Source organism: Ureibacillus chungkukjangi (genome assembly GCF_003217295.1).
In the GTDB taxonomy this organism is placed as follows: Bacteria; Bacillota; Bacilli; order Bacillales_A; family Planococcaceae; genus Ureibacillus; species Ureibacillus chungkukjangi.
Window position 1 is genome coordinate 1 of record NZ_QJTJ01000040.1, and the last position, 20,632, is coordinate 20,632.

Annotated in this window: 18 protein-coding genes, 2 rRNA genes and 1 other annotated feature; of the genes, 14 read left to right on the top strand and 6 right to left on the bottom strand. The window is 38.4% G+C overall.

All coding sequences use genetic code 11. The features are described 5' to 3' along the window. From BJ095_RS17160 to asnB, 5 genes are all read left to right on the top strand, one after another. A 23S ribosomal RNA gene (locus BJ095_RS17160) occupies positions 1-94 on the top strand; the annotation flags it as partial. A gap of 129 nt (positions 95-223) precedes the next feature. Further along, positions 224-339: ribosomal RNA gene (gene rrf / locus BJ095_RS17165) — 5S ribosomal RNA — on the top strand. A gap of 740 nt (positions 340-1,079) precedes the next feature. Next, positions 1,080-2,543 carry an IMP dehydrogenase gene (guaB, locus tag BJ095_RS17175; RefSeq protein ID WP_107937535.1) on the top strand — a complete coding sequence of 488 codons (1,464 nt, stop codon included), beginning with the start codon at positions 1,080-1,082 and terminating at the stop codon, positions 2,541-2,543. Between the two features lie 268 nt (positions 2,544-2,811). Further along, complete coding sequence (locus BJ095_RS17180; protein WP_107937533.1) at positions 2,812-4,149, top strand: D-alanyl-D-alanine carboxypeptidase family protein; 1,338 nt, start codon at positions 2,812-2,814, stop codon at positions 4,147-4,149. 214 nt (positions 4,150-4,363) lie between these two features. Continuing rightward, a complete protein-coding gene (asnB, locus tag BJ095_RS17185) occupies positions 4,364-6,199 on the top strand; it encodes an asparagine synthase (glutamine-hydrolyzing) (RefSeq protein ID WP_107937531.1) in 1,836 nt (611 codons plus the stop codon). A 17-nt stretch (positions 6,200-6,216) separates the two neighbouring features. Here the strand turns inward: asnB and pdxR are convergent, their stop codons facing one another. Next, entirely contained in the window at positions 6,217-7,650 is a 1,434-nt protein-coding gene (gene pdxR / locus BJ095_RS17190; RefSeq protein ID WP_181418111.1) for a MocR-like pyridoxine biosynthesis transcription factor PdxR, read from the bottom strand. 108 nt (positions 7,651-7,758) lie between these two features. On the opposite strand from pdxR, the gene pdxS reads away from it, so the two are divergent. From pdxS to serS, 3 genes are all read left to right on the top strand, one after another. After that, positions 7,759-8,643 carry a pyridoxal 5'-phosphate synthase lyase subunit PdxS gene (pdxS, locus tag BJ095_RS17195; protein ID WP_107937529.1) on the top strand — a complete coding sequence of 295 codons (885 nt, stop codon included), beginning with the start codon at positions 7,759-7,761 and terminating at the stop codon, positions 8,641-8,643. Between the two features lies 1 nt (position 8,644). Further along, entirely contained in the window at positions 8,645-9,247 is a 603-nt protein-coding gene (gene pdxT, locus BJ095_RS17200) for a pyridoxal 5'-phosphate synthase glutaminase subunit PdxT (protein ID WP_107937527.1), read from the top strand. Positions 9,248-9,290: 43 nt separating this feature from the next. Continuing rightward, positions 9,291-9,504, top strand: a binding site (T-box leader). Positions 9,505-9,598: 94 nt separating this feature from the next. Next, entirely contained in the window at positions 9,599-10,879 is a 1,281-nt protein-coding gene (gene serS / locus BJ095_RS17205; RefSeq protein ID WP_107937525.1) for a serine--tRNA ligase, read from the top strand. A gap of 43 nt (positions 10,880-10,922) precedes the next feature. On the opposite strand, the gene BJ095_RS17210 is transcribed toward serS, so the two are convergent. Continuing rightward, positions 10,923-12,236: a short-chain fatty acid transporter gene (locus tag BJ095_RS17210; protein ID WP_107937523.1), complete on the bottom strand. Its 1,314-nt coding sequence runs from the start codon at positions 12,234-12,236 to the stop codon at positions 10,923-10,925. 234 nt (positions 12,237-12,470) lie between these two features. On the opposite strand from BJ095_RS17210, the gene BJ095_RS17215 reads away from it, so the two are divergent. Continuing rightward, positions 12,471-13,625 (top strand): aminotransferase A, encoded by a 1,155-nt coding sequence (locus BJ095_RS17215; RefSeq protein ID WP_107937521.1) that lies wholly within the window; start codon positions 12,471-12,473, stop codon positions 13,623-13,625. 426 nt (positions 13,626-14,051) lie between these two features. Here the strand turns inward: BJ095_RS17215 and BJ095_RS17220 are convergent, their stop codons facing one another. Continuing rightward, positions 14,052-14,633, bottom strand: a complete 582-nt coding sequence (locus BJ095_RS17220; protein ID WP_107937539.1) for an SF0329 family protein — start codon at positions 14,631-14,633, stop codon at positions 14,052-14,054. Further along, positions 14,602-15,147, bottom strand: coding sequence for a tRNA adenosine(34) deaminase TadA (tadA, locus tag BJ095_RS17225; RefSeq protein ID WP_181418112.1), 546 nt, complete (start codon positions 15,145-15,147; stop codon positions 14,602-14,604). Before tadA ends, BJ095_RS17220 begins: the two co-directional genes overlap by 32 nt. A gap of 216 nt (positions 15,148-15,363) precedes the next feature. On the opposite strand from tadA, the gene BJ095_RS17230 reads away from it, so the two are divergent. The 3 genes from BJ095_RS17230 (at position 15,364) to BJ095_RS17240 (ending at position 17,801) form a co-directional block, all read left to right on the top strand. Continuing rightward, complete coding sequence (locus BJ095_RS17230; RefSeq protein ID WP_107937517.1) at positions 15,364-16,005, top strand: deoxynucleoside kinase; 642 nt, start codon at positions 15,364-15,366, stop codon at positions 16,003-16,005. Next, entirely contained in the window at positions 16,002-16,670 is a 669-nt protein-coding gene (locus BJ095_RS17235; protein WP_107937515.1) for a deoxynucleoside kinase, read from the top strand. The genes BJ095_RS17230 and BJ095_RS17235 overlap by 4 nt, the downstream gene beginning before the upstream one ends. Before the next feature lie 339 nt (positions 16,671-17,009). After that, positions 17,010-17,801, top strand: coding sequence for an ABC transporter ATP-binding protein (locus BJ095_RS17240; RefSeq protein WP_107937513.1), 792 nt, complete (start codon positions 17,010-17,012; stop codon positions 17,799-17,801). A 44-nt stretch (positions 17,802-17,845) separates the two neighbouring features. On the opposite strand, the gene BJ095_RS17245 is transcribed toward BJ095_RS17240, so the two are convergent. Further along, positions 17,846-18,607: an MBL fold metallo-hydrolase gene (locus BJ095_RS17245; protein WP_107937511.1), complete on the bottom strand. Its 762-nt coding sequence runs from the start codon at positions 18,605-18,607 to the stop codon at positions 17,846-17,848. 82 nt (positions 18,608-18,689) lie between these two features. Between BJ095_RS17245 and BJ095_RS17250 the strand changes: the two genes are divergently transcribed. Then, complete coding sequence (locus tag BJ095_RS17250; protein WP_181418113.1) at positions 18,690-19,253, top strand: LOG family protein; 564 nt, start codon at positions 18,690-18,692, stop codon at positions 19,251-19,253. A 42-nt stretch (positions 19,254-19,295) separates the two neighbouring features. On the opposite strand, the gene BJ095_RS17255 is transcribed toward BJ095_RS17250, so the two are convergent. Continuing rightward, complete coding sequence (locus BJ095_RS17255; RefSeq protein ID WP_107937509.1) at positions 19,296-19,676, bottom strand: sodium:proton antiporter; 381 nt, start codon at positions 19,674-19,676, stop codon at positions 19,296-19,298. Positions 19,677-19,862: 186 nt separating this feature from the next. Here BJ095_RS17255 and BJ095_RS17260 point away from each other — a divergent pair, with 186 nt between their 5' ends. Then, positions 19,863-20,489: an RraA family protein gene (locus tag BJ095_RS17260; protein WP_107937507.1), complete on the top strand. Its 627-nt coding sequence runs from the start codon at positions 19,863-19,865 to the stop codon at positions 20,487-20,489. Positions 20,490-20,632: the final 143 nt, after the last annotated feature.

The following is a 20,632-nucleotide window of genomic DNA, read 5'->3' on the forward strand; positions in this document are numbered from 1 at the left end:
AGATCCCTCAAAGACGATGAGGTAGATAGGTTCGAGGTGGAAGTGTGGTGACACATGGAGCTGACGAATACTAATCGATCGAGGACTTAACCAAAATCTTGAATGCAATCAATGTCTTTATCCAGTTTTGAGAGAACAAGCTTCTTTCAGAAACAAATAGGAACTTCGCCTAAGAGCGCAACGTCCATGTTGCAACGGCGAAGCCAGCACATCCATGTGCAAGTCTAGTGATGATGGCAAAGAGGTCACACCCGTTCCCATACCGAACACGGAAGTTAAGCTCTTTAGCGCCGATGGTAGTTGGGGGCTTCCCCCTGTGAGAGTAGGACGTCGCTAGGCAACTAAACCACTGAGTATTCAGTGGTTTTTTTATATGCAAAAAACCCCCAACTATTATTAAACTGAAGGTTCATCGGTGCGTATAAGAAAAAGAAATACATACAGATGTAAAATCTCGAGAAGTGGGAGGACCAAGGATAACAAGGAATCAAGGAAAACGAAGCGCAATGTACTTTGTACATGAGCATCGGCTCGACGCAGATGACGAAGTTAGCCGCCGTGTCATCGCACTTCGCAGAATGGCGTCGATGGTAGTTGAGGGCACCCCCTGTGAGATTTGTTGGCACTGTTTTACATTGGTCAAATGCAATTGAAGTATTAAATTATGAACAATATGTAGTGGTATATAAAACTGAAAATGTTATTTAAAAAAGGATGCTAGGGCATCTTTTTTATTATGTGAGCAATTAATAATAAAAACTAACATCTCAAATTTTCGAAATCCATTGAAAACTGAAATTTTTAAAGGGAAATATTATTTAATTAAGTTGAATCCGTTTACATGTTAATAAACATTTATATATTTACTAATCAGATTAATTAAATATCCTTCACAGGTAAATACTAAGTGAAGTTACCTAAAGGATGATTTATCAGATTGATACACTAAATAATATATTAAGACATAAATTTAATAGAATTATCCGAATAATCTTTCTTTTAAAGTGTTCTTGACACTTAGATTCCATGTTGTTAATCTTACAATTAATATTCTTTAAGAAAATGGAGGCATTTACGAAATGTGGGAAACGAAATTTGCCAAAGAAGGCTTAACATTTGATGATGTTCTATTAGTACCAGCACATTCAGAAGTATTACCAAAAACGGTTGACTTATCTTCACAATTAACTCCAAAAATCAAACTGAATATCCCAATTATTAGTGCAGGGATGGATACTGTAACTGAATCCAAAATGGCGATTGCTATGGCTCGTCAGGGTGGTATCGGGATTATCCATAAAAATATGAGTATTGAAGAACAAGCTGAAGAAGTTGAAAAAGTTAAGCGCTCTGAGAATGGTGTTATTACAAATCCTTTTTTCTTAACACCAACGCATCAAGTATTTGACGCTGAGCATTTGATGGGTAAATATCGCATTTCGGGTGTCCCAATTGTAAATAATGAGGATGATTTAACATTAGTTGGAATCATTACAAACCGCGACTTACGTTTTATATCTGATTATTCACTAAAAATTGAAGATGTAATGACAAAAGAAGCATTAATAACAGCTCCTGTTGGCACGACTTTAGAGGAAGCTGAAAAAATTCTTCAACAATATAAAATCGAAAAGCTCCCAATCGTTGATGAAAACGGTAGGCTAACTGGGTTAATAACAATTAAGGATATCGAAAAGGTAATTGAATTCCCAAATGCTGCAAAGGACAGTTTAGGACGTTTGCTAGTTGGAGCTGCTGTTGGGGTTTCAAATGATACAATGCAACGTGTATCAATGTTAGTTGAATCACAGGTTGATGTCATCGTAATTGATACAGCTCATGGCCATTCACAAGGTGTAATTGAAACAGTAAAACAAATTCGTGAAGCCTTCCCTGAATTAGAAATTATCGCAGGAAATGTAGCAACTGGAGAAGCTACTCGTGCTTTATATGAAGCAGGAGCAGATGTAGTAAAAGTTGGTATCGGACCTGGTTCAATTTGTACAACTCGTGTAGTTGCTGGTGTTGGTGTACCTCAAATTACTGCAGTTTATGATTGTGCAACAGTTGCAAGAGAAATGGGTAAAACAATCATTGCTGATGGTGGGATTAAATACTCTGGAGATATCGTAAAAGCTTTAGCAGCAGGAGGACATGTCGTAATGCTTGGTTCCTTACTTGCAGGTACTTCAGAATCTCCAGGAGAAACAGAAATTTTCCAAGGTCGACGCTTTAAGGTTTACCGAGGTATGGGTTCATTAGCTGCAATGGAAAAAGGCTCAAAGGATCGTTACTTCCAAGAGGATGCAAAAAAACTTGTTCCAGAAGGAATTGAAGGACGCCTACCTTATAAAGGACCTTTAACAGATACAATTCATCAGTTACTTGGTGGAATTCGAGCAGGTATGGGTTACTGTGGAGCACCAAGCTTAGAATACTTACGTGACAATTCACAATTTATTCGAATGACAGGTGCAGGTCTTCGTGAATCACATCCACATGATGTTCAAATTACAAAAGAAGCGCCTAACTATTCACTATAATATCTAGGAAACCTAAAGCATACTTTTAACGTCAAAATTTGATGTGAGAAGTATGCTTTTTATCTCTTTTTAAAGTAGATAGTAACTCCTAAACATAAGAGTTGATAGGAAAATAGTAGCTTTAAGGATAGTAATTTGTAAAAAAGCCTTAAAATTAAACAAATATAATGAGTAACCATGATTTTCTATTCTAAACGTAATATTTTTCTTGCAAGTTCTATGATAAAATGACGAAAGTATATTAAATAAAATATTGGAGGTATTTTTAGTGAAAACAGTTAAGAAAGCATCTTGGTTTAGCCTGCTGATGATTCCAATTCTGTTAATCAGCACACTTGTTACAGCTACACCAAGCGCGAGTGCAGCAGAATCAGACTTAGGTATAAACGTGGATGCAGCAATTTTAATTGATGCAGATACAGGAAAAATCTTATATGAACAAAATGCAGACACTTCTCTAGGTATTGCAAGTATGACAAAAATGATGTCTGAATATATCCTGTTAGATGCTATTAAAGAAGGTACAATCACTTGGGATCAACAGTACCATGTTACCGACTATACATATAAAATGTCGCAAGACCGTGCATTAAGTAATGTACCTTTACGTGCGGATGGATCATATTCGATTCAAGAGTTATATGAGGCAATGGCTATCTATTCAGCAAATGCTGCAACAGTAGGAATTGCTGAAACAATTGCAGGTTCTGAAAAAGAATTTGTAAAACTTATGAATGAAAAGGCAGAAGAAATCGGTTTAGAGGGTTACAGTTTTGTAAACTCAACTGGTTTAAATAATTCGGATCTTTTTGGAATGCATCCTGAAGGTACTGGTGCTGAAAGTGAAAACGTGATGCCAGCTAGATCAGTGGCAAAACTTGCTTATCATCTATTAAAAGACCATCCAGAAGTATTAGAGACTTCTAGTATTCCTAGGAAGACTTTCCGTGCAGGAACAGATGATGAAATCAAAATGGATAACTGGAACTGGATGTTACCCGGATTAGTAAGTGAATATGAAGGTGTAGATGGTTTAAAAACAGGTTCTACACTGTTAGCAGGTCAATGCTTTACTGGAACTGCTGAACGTAATGGGACACGTTTAATTGCCGTTGTTATGAACGCAAAAGATTCAAATGGAGATAGTGTACGTACTGCACGCTTTGATGCAGCTGCAAAACTATTTGACCATGGTTTTACCCAATTTACAAAGCAAGAAATTGTGCCAGAAAACTTTGTGTTTGAAGGCAAGGAAACTATTCCTGTAACAAAAGGGAAGGAAGACAGTGTAGAAATTGCTGTTAAAGAACCAATCTCTCTAATCGTAAAAACTAGTGAAAAAGATTTATATGTTCCTAAGATAGAGTTAGATAAGAAATCCCTTGAAGCAGAGGTTGAAAAAGATACGGTTGTTGGTAAAGTCGTAATCGAAAAATCAGAAGGCGAAGATTATGGATTTATCGATGGCAAAAGCTTTTCACCTGACGTAGTGACAACAAGCAGTGTAGAGCGTGCTGGATTTGTATCACTGTTCTTCCAAGGAATCGGTAGCTTCTTCGGAAACGTTTGGGATGGTATCACTGGATTCGTCGGTGGATTATTTTAAATAATAAAATAGAAAAAGAGCTGTAGAGCTGTTTTATAAATGAAAATTTATAGAACGGCTCTTTTTTTATTTACCCACAAACATTGCTATGAAACCAGGTATTTAAACAAAAAGAAAGCACTGAATTTAAGGCTGTCACATTCTTTTTTTTCTTGGACAAAACAACCTCGCCCAAGTCTTTCATAAGCTAGTAGGTGAAGGAGCGTGATAAAAAGTGTGCGGCATTACAGGTTGGATTGATTATACACAATCCCTAAAGAATCAAGATGGTATAATTAAGGCTATGACAGAAACGTTAAGTAAGAGGGGTCCAGATGATGGCAATGTTTGGTCTAGCACACATGCTCTATTAGGGCATCGTCGTTTAGCTGTTATCGATTTAATTGGTGGTAAACAGCCAATGACAAAGGTGCACCAAGACAAATCCTATAATATGGTGTATAACGGAGAACTTTATAATACAGAAGAAATTCGCCAGGAGCTTGTAAAGCGTGGCTATAGCTTTTCTACGTCTTCAGATACGGAAGTGTTGCTAGCTTCATTCATCGAGTGGAGAGAGCAATGTGTCGAGTATTTAAATGGAATTTATGCCTTTGCAGTATGGGATGAACAAGAAGAGGCGTTATATGCCTTCCGAGATCGTCTAGGTGTTAAACCATTCTTTTATGCACAAAAAGAGGGCGCACTCCTATTTGGCTCGGAGATCAAGGCAATTCTAGCTAACCCTCAAATGACGCCTCAAATTGACCGTAAAGGGCTTGCTGCTTTGTTAAGTATTGGTCCATCCAGAGTACCAGGAAATGGTGTTTACAAAGGAATCGAAGAGCTTGAGCCAGGAAATGCGATGAAATTTTCTAAAGCTGGCATGAAGAAATGGCGTTACTGGAACGTAAAAAGTCAAAAGCACGAACATTCCTTTGAAGAAACAGTGGAGCAGGTTCGTTACTTAGTAACGGATTCAATTAAACGTCAGCTTGTTTCCGATGTACCACTTTGTACATTTTTATCTGGTGGTCTGGACTCAAGTATCATTACAGCAATCGCAGCTAATACGTACAATCAAGAAGGACGTACTTTGAATACTTATTCTATTGACTATGAGGGCAATGAACAATTCTTTGAAAAGAATGATTTCCAAACTTCTCAGGATAGCTACTGGATTAACAAAATGACAGAGCAATTCAAAACAAATCATTTTGATATTATTCTATCTCAAAAGGATATTGTCGATTATTTAGAAGAATCGATGCTATTACGCGACTTACCAGGGATGGTGGATATTGATAGTTCACTACTGGTTTCTTGTCGTGTCATCAAAGAAGGATATACAGTGGCATTATCAGGTGAATGTGCTGATGAAGTATTTGGTGGCTATCCATGGTTCCATCGAGACTATGAGATTTTCCCATGGATTCGTTCTGCCGACGAGCGTGAAGGCTTCCTAAGAAAAGAATGGCAATCTAAGCTACAATTAAAGGACTTTATGAAAAATGCATTTGAGGAAGCTGTCAAAGATTCACCTAAGCTTGAAGGGGAGGATCCAAAAGCTGCCAAGCAACGCGAGCTATTTTATTTGAATATGCGTTATTTCATGCAAACATTATTGGAGCGAAAAGATCGCATGAGTATGGGAGCAAGTTTGGAGGTTCGCGTACCATTTGCAGACCACCGAATCGTAGAGTACGCCTGGAATATTCCGTGGGAAATGAAAAACGTGGGAAATATGGAGAAGGGTCTTTTACGTAAAGCAGTGGAAGGTCTTTTACCAGAGGAAGTATTATATCGAAAAAAGAATCCATACCCAAAAACCTACCACCCAGATTACACGAATGGTGTAAAGCAATTATTAAGCAGCACACTTCAAAGAAAAGAATCCATCTTGCATGAGCTATTTGAAAAAGAGCAGCTGGAGCAGCTTGTTTCCTCCGGTGGATCTTCCTTTAAAGTTCCGTGGTTTGGACAATTAATGGCAGGTCCTCAGCTTCTTGCTTATTTAGTACAAATTGATCGCTGGTTTGAAAATTACAATATTGAATTACTAGACCATTAAAAAGAAGGGAAGTCTCATCAATCATGAGATTTCCCTTTCTTTTGGTTTCTTTTTACAGACCAACAGCGCATTAGCTCATGAATTGCTGGCTCGATATCATCTAAGGCTATTCCACCAAATCCGAGTAAGAATGTTGGTTGTGCATATTCGATGGGCTTTAGTAAATAATCAGATACAGGATACACCGCTATACCATTTTCATTGGCTAATTTTTTTAACTCCTGCTCTGAATGGTGATTGATAGGTACAGAGATTAAAATATGCATCCCGGCATGATCTCCCGTAATAGCGATGGCAGGGTAAGAGTTTGTTAATGTATTTGTTAGCTTATCATGCTTTTTGCGATAAATTTTACGCATACGATTTAAATGCTTAGAGAAGTGACCATCCTTCATAAAGTTTGCCAGGATATGCTGGTCAAATCTCGGAACCGTAGCAGAATAATAGCTAAAAATTTCTTGATAGTTTTGCAATAGTGAAGGTGGCAAAACAAAATAGGCGACACGTAGAGAAGGCATTAAAGATTTCGTAAATGTACTTAAATAAATGACCTTTTCGTTCTGATCCATCCCTTGCAAGGCTGGAATGGGCTTACCAATATATCGAAATTCACTATCATAGTCATCCTCTATAATATAACGGTTTTCCGCTTTGGATGCCCAATTCAATAACTGTGTTCTTCTGGCAGCAGATAGGACAGCCCCAGTAGGGAACTGATGGGAAGGGGTAATATAAACAATATTTGCGTCGGTTTGCTCTAATTCATCAACGATTAGCCCGTCCTCATCGACACCAACTGGAAGCGCCTTGTTTGCTAAATGTATTCTAGGAATGGCAGAGTACCCCGGATTTTCGAGGGCAATTTTTGAATTCATTTCGATTAACCGTAAAATCATCGGCAGTAGCTGCTCTGTACCTGATCCAATAACAATTTGTTCAGGGTTACATATAATCCCTCGTGATTGATACAAATAATTAGCAATTTCTACCCGAAGTTCATATTCTCCCTGAGCTTCACCAACCTGGAGATATTCCTTCGAGGGATAATCAAAAAGATCCTTTGCATATTTTCTCCATATAGCAAACGGGAAGGATTCTGTATCAATTTTTCCGGGGTGAAAATTATATTTAAATGGTTCAGATAAATTAGAGCGGACTTTAACTTGGCTTTTTACCTGTTTGCTTTCAATAAAGGGGAGTTCATCAATTTCCTCCACAAAGAAGCCTATACGAGGTTTCGAAGCAATATAGCCCTCTGCAAGTAACTGTCCATAAGCAATCTCAACGGTTGTTTGGCTAATATTTAAAAAATCAGCAAGCTTCCGTTTTGACGGCAATTTTGTTCCGACTTCAAGTTGTTTTGTAATAATGGCATCTTTCATTCCGATATAGAGCTGCTCATATAAAGGTTTTTTACTATTTTTTTCTAGCTTGAAGATTAGCATGTCCATAGGCTTTCCTCCTAGGTGACCATAAAGGTTTTTAGAAAATTGACTCTTTTTATATGGTCAACTTTTATTATACTTTATTACATCAAAGTAGTGGAGGGAAAATTTGACATGAAACTTTTAGGGACAGAAAGAGTAAAACGTGGTATGGCAGAAATGCAAAAAGGTGGCGTTATTATGGATGTCATTAATGCAGAGCAAGCGAAAATTGCGGAAGCCTCAGGGGCAGTTGCAGTAATGGCATTAGAGCGTGTTCCGTCAGACATTCGTAAAGCTGGTGGTGTCGCACGAATGGCGGATCCAAGAATCGTGGAAGAGGTCATGAATGCAGTTTCGATTCCGGTAATGGCAAAGGCACGTATTGGTCATATTGTCGAAGCGCGTGTATTAGAAGCTATGGGTGTAGATTATATCGATGAAAGTGAAGTATTAACACCAGCGGATGAGGAATACCATTTACTAAAAAGCGACTATACTGTCCCATTTGTGTGTGGGTGTCGAGATCTTGGAGAAGCTGCTCGTCGTATTGGAGAGGGTGCTTCCATGCTTCGTACAAAGGGTGAGCCTGGGACAGGAAATATCGTTGAAGCCGTACGTCATATTCGAAAAGTAAATGCACAGGTTCGTCGAGTTGTCGGGATGAATGAGGATGAGCTAATGACCGAGGCCAAAATTTTAGGCGCACCTTATGAGCTATTAGTGGAGATTAAACGATTAGGCAGACTTCCAGTTGTGAACTTCGCTGCTGGAGGAGTGGCAACACCAGCTGATGCTGCATTAATGATGGAATTAGGAGCAGATGGGGTATTTGTTGGTTCAGGTATCTTTAAATCCGAAAATCCTGAGAAATTTGCTCGTGCTATTGTGGAGGCAACCACGCATTTCAAGGATTACCAGTTGATTGCCGACATTTCAAAGGAGCTTGGAAGCCCAATGAAGGGCATTGAAATCTCTACACTTTTAGATAGTGAACGCATGCAGGAACGAGGTTGGTAGCATGAAAATCGGCGTTCTTGCTTTACAGGGAGCTGTTAGAGAGCATATTCAGCAGATCCAATCACTCGGATGCGAGGCTGTTGAAGTAAAGACCTTAGTGGATTTAACTGATCTAAATGGGCTTGTATTACCTGGTGGAGAAAGTACAGCTATACGTAAGCTATTGGACCGTCATCAACTAATGGAGCCAATTCGCTCGCTAGCAAGGCAAGGTATGCCAATGTTTGGAACCTGTGCAGGACTGATTTTGCTAGCTAAAGAAATAGTGGACTATGAAGAGGCCCATCTTAGCTTGATGAATGTTGTCGTCGAAAGGAACTCCTTTGGCAGACAGGTTGATAGCTTTGAGGCAAAACTTGAGGTAAAGCAAATTGGTGCTGACATTCCGGCGGTATTTATAAGAGCTCCACATATAGCTTCAGTTGGCCCGAATGTAGAAATATTAGCTGAATATAATGGACGAATAGTTTTAGCAAAAGAAGGGCAATACTTAGGATGTTCTTTTCATCCGGAGTTAACTGACGATACACGACTGTTGAAATTTTTTATGGAAATGGTGGAAGATTTTCATCAGTCTTCTCTTGCAAATTCGAACAGCATATAGTACATTATGGTTAATTTAATTCGCATAGGCGAATAGCATATTGATAACATCGATGATAGGAAGTAGTAGCAAGCACGTTTTTTTTAGAGAGTCAGCGGTTGGTGGAAGCTGGTAAAAGCACTTGTGAATCCGTCCTTGAGTTGCTTAAGCTGAATTTATAGTAGGCTTTTGCCGGTTGAAAAGCCGTTATGAGATAAGTGGATTAGAACTTTTTCTAATCAATTAGGGTGGCAACGCGGGTAGCTCTCGTCCCTTCATGGGGATGAGGGCTTTTTTGTGTTCTCTTTCTCTAGTACGGTGAAGTGAATGGAGTAATGTAATCAATAAAATAACTAAAATGGAGGAATCAACATGTTAGATATCAAACGTGTCCGAGACAATTATGAGGAAGTGAAAAAGGTTCTTCTAACTCGTAATGAAGATTTAGGGAATATAGATGAGTTTGAAGGATTAGATGCAAAGCGCCGTGAATTAATTGCAAAAACAGAAGTGTTAAAAGCTGAAAGAAATAAAGTATCAGAGCAAATCTCTGTCATGAAGCGCAACAAAGAAAATGCAGATGACGTTATTGCACGTATGCGTGAAGTGGGAGACGAAATTAAGCAATTAGATAATGAGCTTCGTGAAGTAGAAGACAAATTCGACTACATGATGATGCGTTTGCCGAACATCCCACATGAAACTGTACCAGTTGGTGAAACAGAGGATGACAATGTTGAAGTACTTGCATGGGGTGAGCAGCCAAGCTTTGACTTTGAAGCAAAGGCACACTGGGACCTTGCAACAGATTTACAAATTGTCGATTTTGAACGTGCAGGGAAAGTAACAGGTAGTCGTTTCGTATTCTACCGTGGCTTAGGAGCTCGTCTAGAGCGTGCTTTAATGAGCTTTATGATGGATTTACATGCAGAAGAGCATGGCTATGAAGAAATGCTGCCACCAGTAATTGTAAACCGTGATAGCCTAACAGGTACAGGTCAATTACCGAAATTTGAAGAGGATGTATTCAAATTAGTGGATACAGATTACTTCATGATTCCAACAGCAGAAGTGCCTGTAACAAACTTCTACCGTGATGAAATTATTGACGGTGAAATTTTACCGAAAGGCTTTGTTGCATATAGCGCTTCATTCCGTTCAGAAGCAGGCTCTGCAGGTCGCGATACGCGCGGTTTAATTCGCCAGCATCAGTTCAATAAAGTGGAATTAGTACGCTTTGTAAAACCAGAGGAATCTTATAATGAATTAGAAAAATTAACAGGTCATGCTGAAAAAGTACTTCAATTATTAGGCTTACCATACCGTAAATTATTAATGAACACATCTGATCTTGGCTTTACAGCTGCAAAAAAATACGATTTAGAAGTATGGATGCCAACGCAAAACATGTACCGTGAAATCTCTTCTTGCTCAAACTTTGAAGATTTCCAAGCGCGCCGTGCAAACATCCGTTTCCGCCGTGAACAAGGTGCAAAACCAGAATACGTACACACACTAAACGGCTCAGGCCTAGCAATCGGCCGTACAGTAGCAGCTCTTTTAGAAAACTATCAGCAAGCCGACGGATCAGTAGTAATACCTGAAGTATTAAGACCATACATGGGTGGAAAAGAAGTCATCGCTCCAAAATAAAGAAATGGGGACAGCATCTAATTAATGCTGTCCCTTTTTTCATCTATAAGAATAACAATCCAATACTAATAATGACGCCTGTAAAAATGAGTACAAACAAACAGAACCCCATAATATCCTTTGCCTTAAGTCCAGCTATTGCTAATGCTGGTAATGCCCAAAATGGCTGAATCATATTTGTCCAAGCATCTCCCCAAGCAATCGCCATCGCTGTTTTTGCATAATCCGCTCCAATCGATTGGGCGGCCTCTAATAGAATTGGTGCCTGTACTGCCCACTGCCCACCACCAGAAGGAACGAAGAAATTCACTAGACCTGCAGAATAGAAGGCAAATAAATAGAAGGTAAAGCCATTCGAAATACTAATAAACCATTCCGAGAAAACCATAGCTAAGCCAGATACAGTCATCATCCCCATGATTCCTGCATAAAACGGGAACTGGAACACGATTCCGGATGTCGTTTTGATTGCATTTTGAGCTGCAGCTATGAAACGCTGTGGCGTACCATGAAAAATAATTCCAAGAATAATGAAAATGGTATTAACAATATTTAAATCCAAAACAAATCCTTTTGTTATAAAATGATGAACCAAATAGGAAAGGCCAATAAGTCCAATTAAAACTGTTAACAACGTACTTCTTTCCGTCCAAGAGGCAAATGTTTTTTCGGCAAGAGGGAACTTTTGCTCTTCTTCAACTAACAACGCTGGATCTACTTCAACCACATCCTGCTCTTTCGGCATCATCCAACGATTGAAGAAAGGTAATGTAAAGCAAATTACTAATACAATAAATAAATTGTAAGACGTAAAGATTGTATCCGATGTTGGTATAACACCGATTAAATCCGCAAATGGATGGCCTTCAGTTGCAACTGATAGAGGGATGGAACCAGCCAACCCACCATGCCAAATGATAAAGCCGGAATAAGCACTTGCAATCAATAATCGATAATCAACCTTCTTCACATGACGAGCAATTTCCTTTGCGAATAAGGCGCCAATTACTAACCCAAAGCCCCAATTAATCCAACAAGCTAATAATGAAATGAAAGTAACAATAATGATTGCACTAGAAGGCTTCTTAATCTTGCTAGCAATTGAGGATAAGCCTTTCTTAAAGACAGGGCTATTAGCTAACACGTGCCCAGCAGCTAATACAATAACCATTTGCATTGTAAAAGACAGTAATCCCCAGAAGCCATCTCCCCAGTAAACAACCATATCTAATGGTGAGCTTGGCGTCAGTATAACTCCGAGCAGGAAAACAAGGACCGTTAAAATTGCTACAAATATATACGGGTCTGGTAAATATTTTTCCATAAGCGTGTTTGATATCCTTGTTAACGTTTTCATTTTACAGCCTCTCCTTTCATATACGAGAAAAGTATTTTTCGTTGCATAATATGTAAGGAAGAAGATTATTATTTCGATAACCATGAAAAATTAGCTAGTGAAAAATAAATAGAAAGGAAATAAAAATAGTAGGATTTTATTGTGGTAAAGTGTGAAATTCTATCATCAAATATTGTAAAATGAAAATAATGAATATTTAAATTGTGAAAAAGTTTACTAGAAGGGGATATAAGAATGGAACATTTAATTTATAAAAACTTGAAGAAAATTGAGCTTTCTGGTATTCGAAAGTTTACGAACATGCTAGTGGATTACCCTAATGCTATTAATTTAACAATCGGCCAGCCTGATTTTCCAACACCAGCTCATGTAAAGGAAAAGGCAAAGCTTGCGATTGATCAAAACCATACATCTTATACACCTAATGCCGGGATTGTTGAGCTCCGAAAAGCCATCTCATCCTTTTACGATCATCAATATGATTTATTATATAAACCACAGGATGAAATTATCGTGACACACGGTGCTTCTGGAGCGCTTACTATTGCCTTACGAACAATTTTAGAGGAGGGGTGTGAGGTGATTTTATCTGCCCCGGCATATCCAGGCTATATCCCACTGATTGAGCTTTGTGGAGCGGTGCCAGTTTGTGTAGACACAGTGGCTACAGATTTTGTATTAACTGCCGAATTAATAAAGAAGCATATCACAGATAAAACAAGATGCGTCATTCTACCATCCCCATGTAATCCAGTGGGCACAATTATTAAAGATGAAGAGTTACAAAAAATTGCAGCACTTTTAAAAGACAAAGAGATTTTTGTTATCTCAGATGAAATCTATAGTGAGTTAATATATGAAAATACACACAAATCGATTGCTTCTTACGACAGCATGCGAGATAAAACAATTGTCATCAATGGTGTATCTAAATCCCACTCTATGACAGGTTGGCGAATTGGGTATACACTAGCACCGAGCTATCTTACAAAAGAAATGACAAAGCTAAATGGCTACTATATTAGCTGTGCAACAAGCATCAGTCAGTACGCGGCGCTTGCAGCTTTAACAGATGGCTTAAATGATCCGGTTGAAATGAAGAAGGAATATAAAGTGCGTCGCGATTATGTCTATAATCGTTTAGTGGCAATGGGCTTTGATGTAGTAAAACCAGCAGGAGCCTTTTACATCTTCCCGTCTATTAAAAAGACGAACATGACCTCTTTTGATTTCTGTATCAATCTATTAAAAGAGCAGGAGCTTGCGACAGTTCCAGGAAGTGCCTTCTCAGAATTCGGCGAAGGCTATATTAGATTATCTTTTGCTCAGCCTTTAGAGGTTTTACAAAAGGGCATGGATCGTCTAGAAAAATTTATGGCGAAATTATAATTAAATCTCGAGGGCGGCTAAACGTAAGTAAGGGTTCTCTCTTAAAGATGAAAATAGATTTAAGAAAAGCATGGTGAGTTTTATCCCATGCTTTTTCTATCCTCAAAATCTAATTATCGTGCAGGTATAAGAATACTTAAGCGGAAAATTTTCGGCTAATGTGTTTAGTGAAGGCTTAAGGTGCTGAAATAAGCGGAGATATTTTGGATAACTGCTCTAAATAAGTCAAAATTTCAAGATTTGGACAATATAAAGGGAAATACCTCCTTTATTCTAAGGATAATAAGGTTATTTTTTAATTTAAGCGGAAATACTCCGCTTATTTTTCAATACAGTGCCATGAATATTCTGTTACCTCTACTAAATAGGCTCCGCTTAGAATGGGATTAGTCGAGGTAGCTCATGCGGTAAGGTGAATAGTAGATTTTAATTCAAATCCGAAATGGAAGTTCCGTTCATCTCCTCCCCCCTGTTCAAACCTTCAGCCATACAACGAATTTGGAAAAACTTTTCCTCTATCGGATGTTCAAAATGGTCTATTTTTGAAAGCCGACGTTTCCCAACACGGCGGTCAAACAAGGCGAATGCTCGAATCAAGGGGTCATCTTCTATTAAAGCGTCCTTTATTGATAGATGTGGATATTTCATAAGGGCTGAATATAAATGCCAGCTCTCCCACTCACCAGCGCGCATTAATTCTTCTTCAGCTTGTTCCGAAGCTGCAATTAATGCTTCCCGTTCTGGTGAATTGAGCATTACATCCCAATCTGTATTATAAGGAATAGGCTTTAAGTTATTTAGTTCTTTCAGTTCTTGTTCGCGTTTATAGAGCATCATTGAATACGAAAGGTCTGCAGCACTTAGAATTTCCTCTTTATCAAAAGTAAACCAAACTCGCGAGCGCTCATCATGTGAATGTCGGTAAACAGCCGCATGTAATTCCACTCGGCCTCTTAAGGCAGCACATAAAAATCCTTCAATGGTCTTTTTTAATTTGCTGAATTGCATGATCCTCTCCCTCTTGAGCCAAACGTCTTCGTTCGAGCTTTTCGGCCTTTTTTCGTTCGCGAATTGCACGGAAAAAACGCGTCAGCATTTCGCCGCATTCCTCTGCTAATACACCTTCAGTTACTTCACATTCGTGATTGAATCTTGAATCATTTAACAAACGATACAAGGAATCGACACAGCCTGCCTTTATATCTCTTGCTCCATATACTACACGGGGAACGCGGGATTGAAGAATTGCACCTGCACACATTGGGCAAGGTTCCAAGGTAACATACAAAGTGGTTTCTTCTAAACGCCAGCTTCCTATTGCTTCACAGGCTTGTTGGATGGCCATCAATTCAGCATGAGTGACGGCATTTTGCGTTGTTTCCCGTAAATTATGTGCACGTCCAATAATTTCATCTTTATATACCACTACAGCTCCAATTGGTACCTCGCCCAAGTCTTGTGCCTTTTTTGCTTCTTCCATAGCTTCTAGCATAAATTTTCGATCTCTTTCAAAAAGTTCCACGTTCATCTCTCCTTGCTTGCTAGTTTACCATGACAATATGTAAAAATGCAGTCATTCCTGATGTCTTTTAGACGATAGAAAATACCCATCATTTCCCTAATACTATAGCTTTATAATAATTCCTTATTTTGTTTACCTTCTGTCTCTGTTTTTCGACAAGCTCATATGATAAAATGAATAGCATTGACGAATTTAGACGTGAAGGGGGGACTTCTCGTGACTGTTCCATTTATTACAGTAGAGGGTCCAATTGGTGTAGGGAAAACATCGCTATCTAAAGCGATTTCTGACGCCTATGAATACCATCTATTAAAGGAAATTGTGGACGAAAACCCGTTTCTAGGAAAGTTCTATGAAGATATTGATGAGTGGAGCTTTCAAACGGAGATGTTCTTCCTCTGTAATCGATATAAACAACTAAGCGATATTAAGAAACATATTATAGAAACAGGGTCACCTGTCGTTGCGGATTATCATATATTTAAAAATTTAATCTTCGCAAAGCGTACGTTAAAGCCATCCGAATACGAAAAGTATGAAGCTATCTACAAAATTTTAACTGCAGATATGCCACGCCCTAATATGGTAGTGTATTTACATGCAAGTTTAGATACGTTGATGGATCGAATCGCGCTGCGCGGCAGAGAATTTGAAAAAATGATTACGCGTGATTACATAGAGCAATTAGCGGCAGATTATCATGAATTCATTCAGCATTTTGAAGTGATGCATCCTGATATTCCGGTCATTCAGTTAAATGGCGACCAAATAGACTTTGTAAAAAATCCTGAAGACTTAGAGCAGGTATTAAAATTAGTAGAAGAAAAGCTACGACAAAGGAGTTCACAACCAGAATGAATTTACGAGAAAAATACAATATTCCATCCAATACAGTAATTACGATTGCTGGAACAGTTGGGGTCGGAAAGTCTACAATGACAAAAGCACTTGCAGAAGCTTTGAATTTCCGTACTTCATTTGAAAAAGTAGATACAAACCCATATTTGGACAAGTTCTATGATAACTTTGAGCAATGGAGCTTCCATTTACAAATTTATTTCCTAGCAGAACGCTTCAAGGAGCAAAAACGTATTTTTGAATATGGCGGCGGCTTCATTCAAGACCGTTCGATTTACGAGGATACAGGAATTTTTGCAAAAATGCATTATGACAAAGGGACAATGAACCCAACAGATTATGAAACATACACTAATTTATTTGATGCAATGGTTATGACTCCTTATTTCCCGCATCCAAATTTACTTGTATATTTAGAGGGACCAATTGACAACATTATTGGCCGTATCCAAGAGCGTGGACGTGAAATGGAACAGCAAACGCCAAACGATTACTGGATTGAAATGCATGACCGCTACGAAAACTGGATCAACAACTTTAATTCTTGCCCAGTTTTACGTTTAGACATCAACGATTACGACCTAGTGAAAAACCCAGAGCAAATCGAAAGCATTGTTGAACGTATTGCGTATATGCTGGAGCAAACAAGCCCTCTTCGTAAATAGAAAAAAGTATATTTTAGGTAAAAGCTATTTAAAAAAGGGAAACAATATTAACTGCACCGAAAGCTTGTGACAGGTGCAAACAAGCCCTCTTCGTAAATAGAAGAGTTACATTAATATATAGAAAAAGTGTCTCCCTTCAATCATAGGAGGCACTTTTTAATTGCTGTTTGTTAATAAAGAGTAAGATTTCAAACATAATAAATAATAAGGCCTTAGTCAGTGCCATACTATCTAACTCTTTTGTATTGACAATCCTATTAGAAAAGAGAATAATTTTTGATAGAGATTAATTGAGAACGATTCTTATTAACGCCGAAATGCGGGAGTTGAAATATAGAAATGCGAATGAACGTAAGTAATGTCGAAGTTGGTTACGATAAAAAAGTAATCGTCAATGACTTAACTATAGGTATTCCTGATAGTCAAATTACGACAATTATCGGGTCAAATGGCTGTGGCAAATCGACCTTGTTAAAAGCGATGACGAGAATTATCCCACATCAAAAGGGGCAGATCATGCTTGATGGTGCGGAGATTCAGAAGAAAAATACAAAAGAATTGGCTAAGGAATTAGCTATTTTACCCCAAACCCAGGATAGTGCAGTCGGGTTATTAGTGGAAGAATTGGTCTCCTATGGCCGTTTCCCATACCAATCGGGCTTTGGAAGCTTGACGAAGGAAGATCGAGAAATTATCGATTGGGCGCTAAATGCAACTAACACTTACGAGTTAAAAACGCGCTTTGTGGATGAGCTTTCAGGTGGCCAAAAGCAGCGTGTTTGGATTGCAATGGCACTTGCGCAAAATACAGATATTATTTTCTTGGATGAACCAACTACATATTTAGATATGGCCCATCAGCTTGAGGTTTTAGAGCTGCTTCAAAATTTAAATGAAAAAGAAAATCGTACCATTGTGATGGTTTTACATGATTTAAATCATGCAGCAAGATTCTCGAATTACATGATTGCACTTGAACAAGGAAATTTAGTAAAGGCTGGTACACCTGAGGAAGTAATGACTTCTGAAGTGTTAAAAAAGGTGTTTAATATTGATGCGGTCATCAGTACGGATCCTCGGTCAAATAAGCCGATTTGTATTACCTATGACTTAATAAAAGAAGAAATCTAGTTAAAAACAGCACTATTCCTTGGAGGAAGTGCTGTTTTTATGTTTTAGAGAGGTTCAAGAACATCCTGTTTTTTCACTAGCTGTATTCTTGCTTCTTTTATTTCCTTCTCGTAATCCTCTACATTATCGTTATAATGCATTGCATAAATTTTCTCATGTAGTGAAGCTGGGTAATAGCTTAGCACATCCTGAAGAGTCGCGTGTACACCGTTATAAGTAAAGCTAATGTCCTGAAAAATAGCAACGGTCTTTTCATCAACCTGCTTTAATAGATTAGCTGCTTCTAATTCCTTCATATCCCCTGAAAAAACGATATTTGCCTCCTTCGTAGATATTTTAAATCCCGCACTGATTAGACCATCAACATGGTGGTTTGTCGTATCGAAGATTGTGAAATTATATTGCCCTATACTAAAAGCATCTGTATCTTTTAATATCACGAAATTACAAAAGTCCTCAACGGTACGACCTTGATTTTCTAAGCCGTTTTTCAGGTATTTTTTTAAAGGGGAAGCGAGCTTTTCATGAACGATAATAGTCGTTTTTAAAGGTGAATGCTGCCCGTTATGAAATTGCCAGAACCGCGTCATCACTAATTCCTCTAAGCCACCAACATGGTCATAGTGGAGGTGTGATATGAAAACATAATCAAGATTTAAATAACTATAACCAGCTGCAGGCAAGCTTTCGCGTAGAGTTGTCCCCGCATCAATTAATAGGAATTTTTCGTCTACATCAATGATATAGTTATTATGATAATTATTTTTTGTGAATGCACCACCAACACCTAAAGGACAAATTTTCATAGAAGGTCTCCTTTTTTTACAAAGTATTAATAATTCCAAAGTATACTTGTATTATAACAAATCCAACATTGGGGGAATAAAGATGAACGTTGCTATCTATTGTGGCTCACAAACAGGGAAGAAGCCTATTTATATAGAAAAGGCGAAAGAACTAGGTGAAACCTTAGCGAAAGCTAAAATTGGGATTGTTTATGGAGGCTCTAATGTTGGGTTAATGGGAACTGTAGCAGATGCTGCACTAGCTCACTATGGGCGAGTGATTGGCATTATGCCGGAGCATTTACAAAAACGTGAAATCGCCCATTTACATTTAACTGAAATTCATTTTGTTGAATCGATGCATGTACGAAAAAAGAAAATGATTGATCTTTCTGATGCTTTTATTGCCTTGCCAGGCGGCTGTGGCACACTGGATGAGTATTTTGAAGTCTTTACTTGGGCACAAATCGGCTTACACCATAATCCGGTGATTTTATATAATGTTGATGGATTCTACGATGCGATTATTCAGCATTTCGATAAGATGATCGAGGAAGGCTTTATTCGTGAAGAGCAACGCGACATTTTAAAAGTCGCTTCAACGCCTGAAGAGGTTGTAACAATTTTAACAAGCCATCAAGATATATTATTAAAAAAAGGTAGCTGAAGCGAAAACCCTAAGTAAAGGTAAAGCAATACTTAGGGTTTTCTAACGTAGCATGATTGCCACTAATAATGGAATTGTCATTAAAAGCAAGACGCCAAAGCTCCATAATACCTGCTTAGAGGTAGACATGTTTTTGGGGCGAATGCTAAATGTATCATATAAATTATTAAGTGCACGTTGCTCTTTTTTATAGAGCATCGTTTGAAATTCCTCATAATCATCGATGTAGGAGTAAGGTGAGTTTACCTCAAATCTAAGTGAACGAATATCATCCGTGATATCTTGATTATCATGGAAATAGAGAATTGTTGGGGCAAGCCCACCTGTCGATTTTGCAATGACCTCAATATCAAATGACTTCATTTTGTAGCCAACCTCGCCAGCATCCTTCTGATATTGCAAGACTAATCGATTTAATTGCATCCATGTCACTCCTTATCTTTAGTATGTATACCTTGGCACCACATGCTCAAAACCATTGTATCCAGTTTGGATGATTTTAAAGGGCTATTTAGATTAAATTAATGAAAAAACCTATTTAACTTAATCTAATATTCCTATAACATATAAATTATTACAATTTTTAGTTAATTATGGAGGGGTATGGAAATGCAAACAACAACAATTCAGAAAAGGTTGACTGTTTTACCGACAACTGCTATTTCAGATGCAACTGGTGGTCATACAAATATTGATGGGAAGATTAAACCACTAAGTGATGACTTCAAAATTTCTGGACGAGCGCTGACAGTACGCTTGCCTGATGGAGAGAATGGAGCGGTATTAGAAGCAATCAGTAAAGCACAAAAGGGCGATATAATCGTAATTGATGCAAAAGGGAATACAAATCGAGCGGTTGCGGGGGATTTTGTTATTTCCTTAGCTAAAGGTGTAGGGGTACAAGGCTTTGTTGTGAACGGTGTTATCCGTGATATTCAAGCAATTCGGAATTTAGGGTTTCCTGTCTTCTCTTTAGGTACAACTGTTGCAGCTGGCTTTAAGAATGGGGGCGGTGTTATTGGCGTACCTATTGCGATTGGAGGAGTGGTAGTCCATCCAGGTGACTATATTGTTGGTGATGTGGATGGGGTAGTGGTGATTCCAAAGGAGGATGTCGAACAAATAGCACATGCAGCTGAAGAAAAAATGCGAAAAGACGAGTTACGAGAAGTCGAGGCATTATCAAATGGAGAAGCATCTATTCGGGCATACTTAGATAAAGTAGTAACTAAATAAGTGAAGGACAAAAGTGATGATTCGATTCATTTGAATATCACTTTTTTACTTGTGCGCCCGGCATGCGCATGAACTATAGGGTGTAAGTCCCGAACCCCGAAGACAGAAGTAGAGGTTAGCCAAGAGCAAGGGTGTCCGTGGCG

What these genes read in the sequence shown, in the direction of transcription:
- BJ095_RS17260 (WP_107937507.1), top strand. Translation starts at nt 19,863, where the DNA reads ATGCAAACAACAACAATTCAGAAAAGGTTGACTGTTTTACCGACAACT.
- BJ095_RS17245 (WP_107937511.1), bottom strand. Translation starts at nt 18,607, where the DNA reads ATGAAAATTTGTCCTTTAGGTGTTGGTGGTGCATTCACAAAAAATAAT.
- BJ095_RS17215 (WP_107937521.1), top strand. Translation starts at nt 12,471, where the DNA reads ATGGAACATTTAATTTATAAAAACTTGAAGAAAATTGAGCTTTCTGGT.
- pdxT (WP_107937527.1), top strand. Translation starts at nt 8,645, where the DNA reads ATGAAAATCGGCGTTCTTGCTTTACAGGGAGCTGTTAGAGAGCATATT.
- BJ095_RS17235 (WP_107937515.1), top strand. Translation starts at nt 16,002, where the DNA reads ATGAATTTACGAGAAAAATACAATATTCCATCCAATACAGTAATTACG.
- BJ095_RS17220 (WP_107937539.1), bottom strand. Translation starts at nt 14,633, where the DNA reads ATGCAATTCAGCAAATTAAAAAAGACCATTGAAGGATTTTTATGTGCT.
- BJ095_RS17255 (WP_107937509.1), bottom strand. Translation starts at nt 19,676, where the DNA reads ATGCAATTAAATCGATTAGTCTTGCAATATCAGAAGGATGCTGGCGAG.
- BJ095_RS17250 (WP_181418113.1), top strand. Translation starts at nt 18,690, where the DNA reads ATGAACGTTGCTATCTATTGTGGCTCACAAACAGGGAAGAAGCCTATT.
- guaB (WP_107937535.1), top strand. Translation starts at nt 1,080, where the DNA reads ATGTGGGAAACGAAATTTGCCAAAGAAGGCTTAACATTTGATGATGTT.
- pdxR (WP_181418111.1), bottom strand. Translation starts at nt 7,650, where the DNA reads ATGGACATGCTAATCTTCAAGCTAGAAAAAAATAGTAAAAAACCTTTA.
- serS (WP_107937525.1), top strand. Translation starts at nt 9,599, where the DNA reads ATGTTAGATATCAAACGTGTCCGAGACAATTATGAGGAAGTGAAAAAG.
- BJ095_RS17210 (WP_107937523.1), bottom strand. Translation starts at nt 12,236, where the DNA reads ATGAAAACGTTAACAAGGATATCAAACACGCTTATGGAAAAATATTTA.
- BJ095_RS17240 (WP_107937513.1), top strand. Translation starts at nt 17,010, where the DNA reads ATGCGAATGAACGTAAGTAATGTCGAAGTTGGTTACGATAAAAAAGTA.
- pdxS (WP_107937529.1), top strand. Translation starts at nt 7,759, where the DNA reads ATGAAACTTTTAGGGACAGAAAGAGTAAAACGTGGTATGGCAGAAATG.